This is a genomic window from Inhella sp. (genome assembly GCF_041912635.1).
GTDB lineage: Bacteria > Pseudomonadota > Gammaproteobacteria > Burkholderiales > Burkholderiaceae_C > Inhella.
Window position 1 is genome coordinate 44,447 of sequence record NZ_JAYRMO010000036.1, and the last position, 9,153, is coordinate 53,599.

Here is a 9,153-nt window from a genome sequence, read left to right on the forward strand (position 1 = left end):
TGCCGCAGGCGGCAGCGGCCTTTCCCGATGACCCTGCCTAGCACGGCGTCAGCCTGGTGTCAGCTCGGGCTCAGGATTCCGCCGCCAGCTCGATGAACTGCTCGGCCGCCGCCGCCAGCTGGGCGGCCAGGGCGTCGATGTCGGGCAGGGCCTCGCCGCAGGCGATCACGCCAACTTCCAGGTGCTTCTCGTAGGTCTGCACCGTGATGTTGAGCGCAATGCCATGCACGACGATCGAGGCCGGCGCATTGCTGAGCATGCGCGCGCCGGCCAGGTAGAGCGGCACGCCGGGGCCGGGCACGTTGCTGATGACCAGGTTCACCAGCGGCGGCACCTTCTCGGCCACGCCACCCCAGGCCTTGGCGGCCAGCGGCAGCAGCCAGGGCAGGCCGATGGAGGGGAAGTCCAGCGGCATCAGGCTCTTCAAGGAACCCAGGCCGGCCTTCATCGAGCCACTGGCCGCCTGGATGTGCTTGAAGCGCTTGGCGGGGTCGGCAATGTGCGTGCCCAGGCTGAGCGCGCTCATCGTCACCTGGTTGTTGGCGCGCGTGTCACCACTCTCGCGCATGGACACCGGCACGGCGGCGATCAAGGGCTTGCGCGGCAGCTCGCCCTCGGCCTTGAGGAACTCGCGCAGCGCGGTGCTGCACAGCCACAGCACGGCGTCGTTCAGGCTCGCCCCCAACGCCTTGCGCGCCGCCTGCAGCGGCATCAGCGGCAGGCTCAGCGATGCAAAGCTGCGCGTGGCCGACACCGGCACATTGAAGCGCGTGCGCGGCGCCAGGTTCAACATGCCGTGGCTGCGCGGCGCCTTCTCGCCCTTCAGCCGGGCCCAGGCGCCCTTGGCGGTCTGGCCCAGCCAATCGCTGGCGGCACTGCCGGCCAGGCTGGAAAGCGTGCCGGCCTTGCCGGGCAGGCTGCGCGCCAGCTCGAACCACTGGCGCGCCTGCAAGGTCAGGGCGCTGCGCAGCAGGTCCACCTCGCCATGTGCGGCCGAGCGTTTGCCGCGCGGCGGCAGCGCCGGCAGCTCGCGCGGCTGCGGCGTCAGGTCCAACAGCACTTGCGCCAGGGCAACTGCCGCCTGGCCGTCCACCGCGGCATGGTGCAACTGGGTGTAGAGGGCGACGCGCTTGCGGCCATTGGCCGCCGGCGCCAGACCTTCGAAGACATGGAAGCGCCACAGCGGCCGGTCGCGCGGCAGCAGCTGGCAATGCAGGGCCGCCACCTGGGCGTGCAGCTCGGGCAGGTCGGCGTCCGGCCCGAGCTGGTGCTGCAGCACATGCTGGCGCAAGTCCGGTTCGGCCGGCTCCCAGATCGGGTTGCTGAAATTCAGCGGCAGCTCGGCCAGGCGGCGTCGCAGCGCGCCGGCGTACGGCAGGCGCGCCTTCAGGTGTTTGCGCAGCGCATTCACCCACTGGCCGCGAAAGCCCGCCGGCAGCTCGAACAGGTGCAGGGCGCCCACATGCATGGGCATCTCGGGAGTTTCGAGGTGCAGGAACAGGGCGTCGAGACCGGGCAGTTGGCGCATGGCGGATCCCTCAGGGTGGGCCCGCAGATCATAGGCAGCGCCCTCTGCTCGCCGACTCCGCCCAGGGCGCCGAGTTGCCCGAATGGCACAAGGGGCGCCGCAGCGCCCCTTGCTTCATCAAGCCGCCGCCTGGTAGCCCCTGGGCACCGCGCCCAGGAGCTTGCGCGTGTACTCCTGGCGCGGGTTGGCCATCAGCTCCTGCACCGGGGCCTGCTCCACCACGTCGCCGTGCTGCATCACCAGCACCTCGTCGCTGATGAACTTCACCACCGCGAGGTCGTGGCTGATGAAGATGTAGGAAAGCCCCAGCTCGTCCTGCAGGTCCTTCAGCAGGTTCAGCACCTGGGCCTGCACCGACACGTCGAGCGCCGACACGGCTTCGTCCAGCACCAGCACCTCGGGGTTGAGCGTCAGGCAGCGCGCGATGGCGATGCGCTGGCGCTGGCCGCCGGAGAACTCGTGCGGGTACTTGTGCAGAGCGGCCTCGGGCAGGCCGACCTTCTGGATCAGCGCGGTGGCGCGTGCCAGGCGCTCGGCATGGTCTTTGCCGATGCCATGGATCTCCATCGGCTCGACCAGGGTCTGGCCGATGGTGAAGCGCGGGTTCAGGCTGGCATAGGGGTTCTGGAACACCACCTGGATGCGGCGGCGCATCTTCTGCCAGTCGGGGCCACTCATCTTCAAGAGGTCCTGGCCATCGAACATCACCGAGCCGCCGGTCGGCTCGTGCAGGCGCAAGAGCGTCAGGCCCATGGTGGTCTTGCCCGAACCGGACTCGCCCACCACGCCCAGGGTGTGGCCCTTCTTCAGCTCGAAGTCCACGCCCTTGACGGCCTTGAACTCCTTCTTGCCGAACAGGCCTTCCTTGAACCAGAAGCTCTTCTTCAGGCCCTTGGCCTTCAGCACCACGGGGGCGTTCGGGTCCTTGGCCTTGCCATGCTGCTGCGCGGCCTTGCCGGCGATGTGGTCGTCGATGACCATCAGGCGCGCCGGGTTCTCCGTCAGGCTGGGGCGGCAGGCCAGCAGCGCCTTGGTGTAGCTGTCCTGCGGGTTGGAGAAGATCTGCGCCACCGGTGCCTTCTCGCGCACCTCGCCGTGGCGCATCACCACGACGTGGTCGCTGATCTCACCCACCACGCCCAGGTCGTGGCTGATGAACAGCAGGCCCATGCGGTGCTTTTCTTTGAGCTTGGCCATCAGCTCCAGCACCTGGCGCTGAATGGTCACATCGAGCGCCGTGGTGGGCTCGTCGGCAATCAGCAGCTTGGGCTCGCAGGCCAGGGCCATGGCGATCATCACGCGCTGCTGCTGGCCACCGCTCATTTCGTGCGGATAGGCCTGCAGGCGGCGCTTGGGCTCGGGAATGCCGACCTCGTGCAACAGTTCCTCGGCACGCACCCAGGCCTGGCGGGGGCTCATGCCCATGTGCTTGATCAGGGGCTCGCAGAGCTGCTGGCCGACGGTGAACACCGGGTTCAGCGAGCTCATCGGGTCCTGGAAGACGCAGGCGATCTCCTTGCCGCGGATGGCCTGAAGCTCGCGCAGGCCCATGTGCAGCAGGTCCTTGCCCAGGAACTGGATGGCGCCCGAGCGCTCGGCGTTCTCGGGCAGCAGGTTCAGGATCGACATGGCCGTGACCGACTTGCCCGAACCCGACTCGCCCACCAGGGCCACGGTGCTGTTCTCGGGCACGTCGAAGCTGATGCCCTTGACGGCGAGCTGGCGCTGCATCTCGCCGCCCTGCTTGCCCATGCGGAAGGCGACCTTGAGGTCTTGAATGCTCAACAACATGGTGCTTACTCCAGACCGCGCAGCTTCGGATCGAGCGCATCACGGAGGGCATCCGTGAACAGGGCGAACGCCGTCACAAACAGCGCCATGAAGGTCGTCACCGCCGCCAGCTGCCACCAATAGCCCAGGATCAGCTCGCTCTGCGCTTCGGAGAGCATCGTGCCCCAGCTGACCTGGTCCACCGAAACGCCCAGGCCCAGGTAGCTCAGGATCACCTCGTACTTGATGAAGCTCACCACATGCAGCGAGAGCTGCACCAGCGCGACGTGCGAGACGTTGGGCAGGATGTGCTTGAACATGCGCGAGCTGGTGCTGGCGCCGATGGCCTCGGCGGCGCGCACGTACTCGCGCTGACGATGCTTCATGAACTCGGCGCGGATCAGGCGGTAGATGCCGGTCCAGCCCGTCAGGCCCAGGATCATCACGACCGAGAGCACGCCGCGGCCGAAGATCACCGCGAAGGCGAAGATCAAGAGGATGCTGGGGATGGCCGTGAAGACGTTGTAGACCCACTCCAGCAGATCGCCCACCTTGCCGCCGAAGAAGCCGCTGAGCGCGCCCAGCAGGGTGCCGATCAGCGTGGCCAGCGTGGCGGCCAGCAGGCCCACGACGATGGACACCTCGGCGCCGCGGATCACCTTCTGCAGGATGTCGCGGCCCAGGCGATCGCCGCCCAGGATCAGGGTCTCGGCCTTGACGGTCTCGACGGTCTTGTACTTCTTGGCCACCTCTTCCCATTCCTTGTACTTGGGCGCCAGCGGATCGATGTCCGAGATGTCCACGTTCGGGCCGGTGGGCACGGCAATCGCGCCCACGGCCTCGGCGGGCTTCGGGCCGATGAAGTGCGGCGGCGCGTTGGGCACGCCCACCTCGTCCTGCCAGTTGGCGGCCACCACATTGGCCAGGGTCAGCGCCACCAGGGCCATGAAGGCGGCCACGATGTAGAGGCTGACCATGCCGACACGGTCGGCCTTCAGGCGCTTCCAGGCCGCGGCCCAGACGCCCTGCGAGCGCGCCGGGGTGGCGGGGGTCGGAGAGTTGTTGATCACGGCCGTATTCACTTCAGCACCACCCGTGGATCGACGAGCTTGTAGAGGATGTCGGTGACCAGATTCACCACCATGGTGATGACCGACAGGTAGATCGCGAAGGCCTGGATCACCGGGTAGTCGGAGCGGTTCACCGCCAGCACGATCTCGCGGCCCAGGCCGGGAATCGAGAAGAACACCTCGAGCAGGAAGGAGCCCACGAACACCCCGGGCAGCAGCACCGAGATGTTGGTCATGATGGGGATCAGCGCATTGCGCAGCACATGCTTGAAGAGGATGGTCTTCTCGTCCAGACCCTTGGCGCGCGCGGTGCGCACATAGTCGTGGCCGATCTCATCCAGGAAGAAGCTGCGGTACAGACGCGTCTGCGGCGCCAGCGCCACGAACACCGCCAGCAGCACCGGCAGCGGCGCGTAGACGGTCAGGTTGGTCCAGAACGAATCCGTCCAGCCCTGCACCGGGAACAGCCCGAGGCGGAAGGCGAACAGGTACTGGCCGACGATCACGTAGACCAGCAGCGAGATCGACACCATCACGGTGGTGACGATCATGACCGAGCGGTCGATCAGGCTGCCACGCACATAGGCCACGGCCATGGCGAAGGGCACGGCCAGCAGCACTTCCAGGAACAGCAGCGGCACCATCACCGTGAGTGTGGCCGGCATGCGGCTGGCGAACAGGCTGGAAACCGCCTCGTTGGTGGCCCAGCTCTTGCCCCAGTTGAAGGTGGCGATCTGCTTGATGAAGATCCAGAGCTGTTCCCAGACCGGCTTGTTCAAGCCCAGCTGGTCGCGGATCGCGTCGATCTGTTCTTGCGTGGCCGACAGACCCCCGAGGATTTCGGCCGGATCGCTGCCAAACCACTTGAACAGGAAGAACACCAGCAGCACGACACCCAGCAGCGTGGGGACCATTTGCCACAGGCGTCGGATCAGATAAGCCGTCATGGGGCGGCCCCTTCTTCGAACGTCTAAGCCATAAAACGAACCCCGCCGAGGGGCGGGGTGGAGGGCCGAACCCGCAGGTCCGGCCGGCGCGCAGTCTAGGCGAAGGCCCTAGGCGGGCGGGCTGGGGTAAGTCTGGGTGGCAGAGGTCATGGCTGGCGCCAACTGCATCACGATCCGGCCAGGGCGAGCCCTGTGCAGCGACAGCACAATCCCGCCCCTTTTCACCAAGGGGAGGAACCCATGAAACCCATCGCACTCAAGACAACTGCCCTGCTAGCTGCTCTGGCCCTGCAGGCCTGTAGCTCGACCGCACGCTTTGAGACTTCGCAGGCTGGCACGCAGCTCACCGTGCGCGGGCTTGAGACCGTCCAGCTGCCGCACAGCTTTGACCTTGGCGCCAAGGCCACTGGCCAACACGAGTTCCAAGCGTTGGGGCCGGACGGCAAGTCGATGTACGGCATCCTGCCGCTGCGCGTGAATGGCGGCCGCATGGCGGTCAGCATCCTGTTCTTCGCCCCCGCGCTGGCACTGGGCGGCTTCCGCGACGCCTACCCGGTCTACGAGTTGGACATCGAAAAGGGCGAGATCCGCTATCAGGCAGACGACAGCAAGCATTGGCGCGTGCACCGCATTTCACCGGCCGAGTCCGAGCGCGCCAAGGCCTTCTTCCAAGGCTGCAAGCAAGGCCCTGCCGCCGCCGACTGTCCCAAGCCTGGCGCCACGGCCAAGGCCGCCCCCCAGGGTTAATGATCTGCCGGCGCCCCCGCCGGGCTGCCTAAACTTCGCCCCTCTGCGCCGCAACCCTTGCCGGGTCTGCGGCGCATCTGCTTTGGCTTGGAGTGTGGCGTGAAAAAGGTCATGGTGGCGGCGGCATTGGTGCTGGCCGCACTCGGTGTTCAGGCGCAGGGTTCTGCGCCCGAAAAGGTGTTCCGTTATTCGTTCCGCGTCGCCGAAACCGGCTTCGACCCGGCCCAGGTCACCGACCTGTATTCGCGCACCCTCACCGCCGGCATCTTCGACGCGCCGCTGCGCTACGCCCATCTCGCGCGCCCGTTCAAGCTCGAACCCTCGGGTTGTGAGCTGCCCGAGGTGTCGGAGGACTTCAAGACCCTGACCTTCACGGTGCGCCCGGGCCTGTTCTTCGCGCCCGACCCGGCCTTCAAGGGTGTCAAGCGCGAGCTGGTGGCGGCCGACTACGTCTACTCCATCAAGCGCCACTACGACCCCAAGAACAAGAGCGGCAACCTCTACATCCTGGAGAACGCCGGCATCCTGGGGCTGGACAAGCTGCGCCAGGAGGCGCTCAAGGGCAAGCCCTTCGACTACGACCGCGAGGTCGAAGGCCTGCGGGTGCTGGACAAATACCGCTGGCAGATCCGCATGAAGGTGGGCGACCCGCGCTTCATGCACAACCTGGCCGACCCCTTCGTCGGCGCGGTGGCGCGCGAGGTCGTCGAGTTCTATGGCGACAAGATCATGGAGCACCCGGTGGGCACCGCGGCCTTCATGCTGAAGAACGACGAGTGGCGCCGCAGCAGCAAGATCGTGCTGGTGAAGAACCCGCATTTCCGCGAGGAGTTCTACAACGAGGAAGCGCCGGCCGACCGCCCCGATCTGCAGGCCATGGCCGCCAAGCTCAAGGGCCGGCGCCTGCCGATGATCGACCGCGTCGAGTTCAGCATCATTGAAGAGAACCAGCCGCGCTGGCTCGCCTTCATGAAGGCCGAGGCCGACATGGTCGAAGAAGTGCCGGCCGAGTTCGCCTCCATCGCCATGCCCAATGGCCAGCTGGCGCCGAACCTAGCCAAGCGCGGCGTGCAGATGAACCGCTACGCGCGCGCCGACGTGGCGGTGAGCTTCTTCAACATGGAGCACCCGATGGTGGGCGGCACCGAGCCGCACAAGGTGGCGCTGCGCCGCGCCATCTCGCTCGGCGTGGACCTGGACAAGGAAGTGCGGCTGGCGCGCCGCGGCCAGGCCATCCCGGCGCAGGGCCTGCTGGCGCCCAACACCTATGGCTACTCGCCCAGCTTCAAGAGCGAGATGAGCGAGTTCAACCGCGCCAAGGCCAAGGGGCTGCTGGACCTGCACGGCTATGTGGACAAGGACGGCGACGGCTGGCGCGACAACCCCGATGGCAGCCCGCTGGTGCTGGAGTACGCCACCCAGCCCGACGGCCAGAACCGCGCCCTGGCCGAGCTGTGGCAGAAGAACATGGACGCGCTCAAGATCCGCATCCAGTTCAAGCTGGCCAAGTGGCCCGAGCAGCTCAAGGCCAGCCGCGCCGGCAAGCTGATGATGTGGGGCGTGGGCTGGAGCGCCAGCGTGCCCGACGGCGACGCCTTCCTGACCCTGGGCTACGGCAAGAACAAGGGCCAGAGCAACCATGCCCGCTTCGACCTGCCCGCCTACAACGCCCTGTACGAACAGCAGCGCGCCCTGCCCGACGGCCCCGAGCGCCTGGCGGTGATGGAGAAGCTCAACCGCATGGCCGTGGCCTACATGCCTTACAAGGTGCATGTGCACCGCATCTTCACGGACATGGCGCATCCCTGGGTCAGCGGCCTGGAACGCAACATCTTCCGGCGCGACTTCTGGCAGTACCTGGACATCGACGCCGAGGCCCAGCGCAAGGCCCGCGAGCAGTGAAGCGCGTGCTGGCCACGCTGGCGGCAGCGCTGTCGCTGGCCGCCGGCGCCCAGCCGGAGAAGACCCTGCGCGGCACGCTGCGCGTGGCCGAAACCGGCTTCGACCCGGCCAAGGTCACCGACTTCTATTCGCGCAGCATCCTGGCGCACATCCTCGAAGCGCCCTACGGCTACGACCCGCTGGCCACGCCCTATCGCATCGTGCCGCTCACTGCGGCGGCCCTGCCCGAGGTCAGCGCGGATCAAAAGACCTGGACGGTGCGCCTGCGCCCCGGCATTCACTTCGCCGCCGACCCGGCATTTGGCGGCCAGCCGCGCGAGCTGGTGGCCGAGGACTACGTCTACAGCATCAAGCGCTTTGCCGACCCGGCCGTCAACAGCCCGGGTTGGAAGGATGTCGAGGCGCTCGGCCTGGTGGGCCTGAAGGCCTACCGCGCGCAGCTGCTGCAGAGCAAGGCGCGCTTCGACTACGCCCGGCCCATCGCCGGTCTGCAGGTGCTCGATCGCCACACCCTGCGCTTCCAGCTGGAGCGCCCCAACCCGCGCTTTTTGTTCGCGCTGGCCAGCGGCGACATCTTCGGCGCCGTGGCGCGCGAGGTCGTCGAGGCCCATGCCGACGACACCATGGCCCATCCGGTGGGCACCGGGCCCTTCGTGCTGAAGGAATGGAAGCGCAGCGCGCGCCTGGTGCTGGAGCGCAACCCCGGCTACCGCGAGCGCCACTACGAGGCCCAGCCGGCGGCCGAGGACGCGGCCGGCCAGGCCATCCTGGCGCAGCTGCAGGGCCGCCGCCTGCCGATGGTGGACCGCGTCGAGGTCGCCGTCATCGAGGAGACGCAGCCGCGCTGGCTGAGCTTCCTGCAGGGCGACTTCGACATCGTCTCCGTGCCGGAGGAATTCGTGCCCCTGGCCCTGCCGCACGGGCGCCTGGCACCCAATCTGGCCCGGCAGGGCATGCAACTGCACCGCAGCCTGGGCGCCGAGACCCTGCTGCTCGTCTTCAACATGGACGACCCGGTGGTGGGCGGCCTGAACCCGCAGGGCGTGGCGCTGCGCCGCGCCATCAGCCCAGGAGGCTGTCGGGCTTTGGGCATGCCCCGCGCTGGGCTGCCAGGGCCGGCCAGGCTAGACGCTGGCGAGGCGTGTGGCGGGCCCCCACAACGAGCCGGCAACGACGCATGGCCGGCCCT

General features: G+C 67.6%; 7 protein-coding genes. 3 read left to right on the forward strand and 4 right to left on the reverse strand.

Features of this window, described 5'->3' with window-relative positions; genetic code table 11:
- Nucleotides 1–70: 70 nt before the first annotated feature.
- From ACE3QP_RS18330 to ACE3QP_RS18345, 4 genes are all read right to left on the reverse strand, one after another.
- Nucleotides 71–1,528: a wax ester/triacylglycerol synthase family O-acyltransferase gene (locus ACE3QP_RS18330; protein WP_374438010.1), complete on the reverse strand. Its 1,458-nt coding sequence runs from the start codon at nucleotides 1,526–1,528 to the stop codon at nucleotides 71–73.
- A 117-nt stretch (nucleotides 1,529–1,645) separates the two neighbouring features.
- Nucleotides 1,646–3,319: an ABC transporter ATP-binding protein gene (locus tag ACE3QP_RS18335; RefSeq protein ID WP_374438012.1), complete on the reverse strand. Its 1,674-nt coding sequence runs from the start codon at nucleotides 3,317–3,319 to the stop codon at nucleotides 1,646–1,648.
- A gap of 5 nt (nucleotides 3,320–3,324) precedes the next feature.
- Nucleotides 3,325–4,380 (reverse strand): ABC transporter permease, encoded by a 1,056-nt coding sequence (locus ACE3QP_RS18340; RefSeq protein WP_374438014.1) that lies wholly within the window; start codon nucleotides 4,378–4,380, stop codon nucleotides 3,325–3,327.
- Nucleotides 4,377–5,315: an ABC transporter permease gene (locus tag ACE3QP_RS18345; protein ID WP_198111091.1), complete on the reverse strand. Its 939-nt coding sequence runs from the start codon at nucleotides 5,313–5,315 to the stop codon at nucleotides 4,377–4,379. Before ACE3QP_RS18345 ends, ACE3QP_RS18340 begins: the two co-directional genes overlap by 4 nt.
- A 240-nt stretch (nucleotides 5,316–5,555) precedes the next feature.
- Between ACE3QP_RS18345 and ACE3QP_RS18350 the strand changes: the two genes are divergently transcribed.
- From ACE3QP_RS18350 to ACE3QP_RS18360, 3 genes are all read left to right on the forward strand, one after another.
- Nucleotides 5,556–6,062, forward strand: a complete 507-nt coding sequence (locus ACE3QP_RS18350; protein ID WP_374438017.1) for a hypothetical protein — start codon at nucleotides 5,556–5,558, stop codon at nucleotides 6,060–6,062.
- 99 nt (nucleotides 6,063–6,161) lie between these two features.
- Nucleotides 6,162–7,964 carry an ABC transporter substrate-binding protein gene (locus ACE3QP_RS18355; protein ID WP_374438018.1) on the forward strand — a complete coding sequence of 601 codons (1,803 nt, stop codon included), beginning with the start codon at nucleotides 6,162–6,164 and terminating at the stop codon, nucleotides 7,962–7,964.
- Nucleotides 7,961–9,153: ABC transporter substrate-binding protein (locus ACE3QP_RS18360; RefSeq protein WP_374438020.1), on the forward strand; the 1,193-nt coding region annotated here is incomplete at its 3' end. The genes ACE3QP_RS18355 and ACE3QP_RS18360, both read left to right, overlap by 4 nt.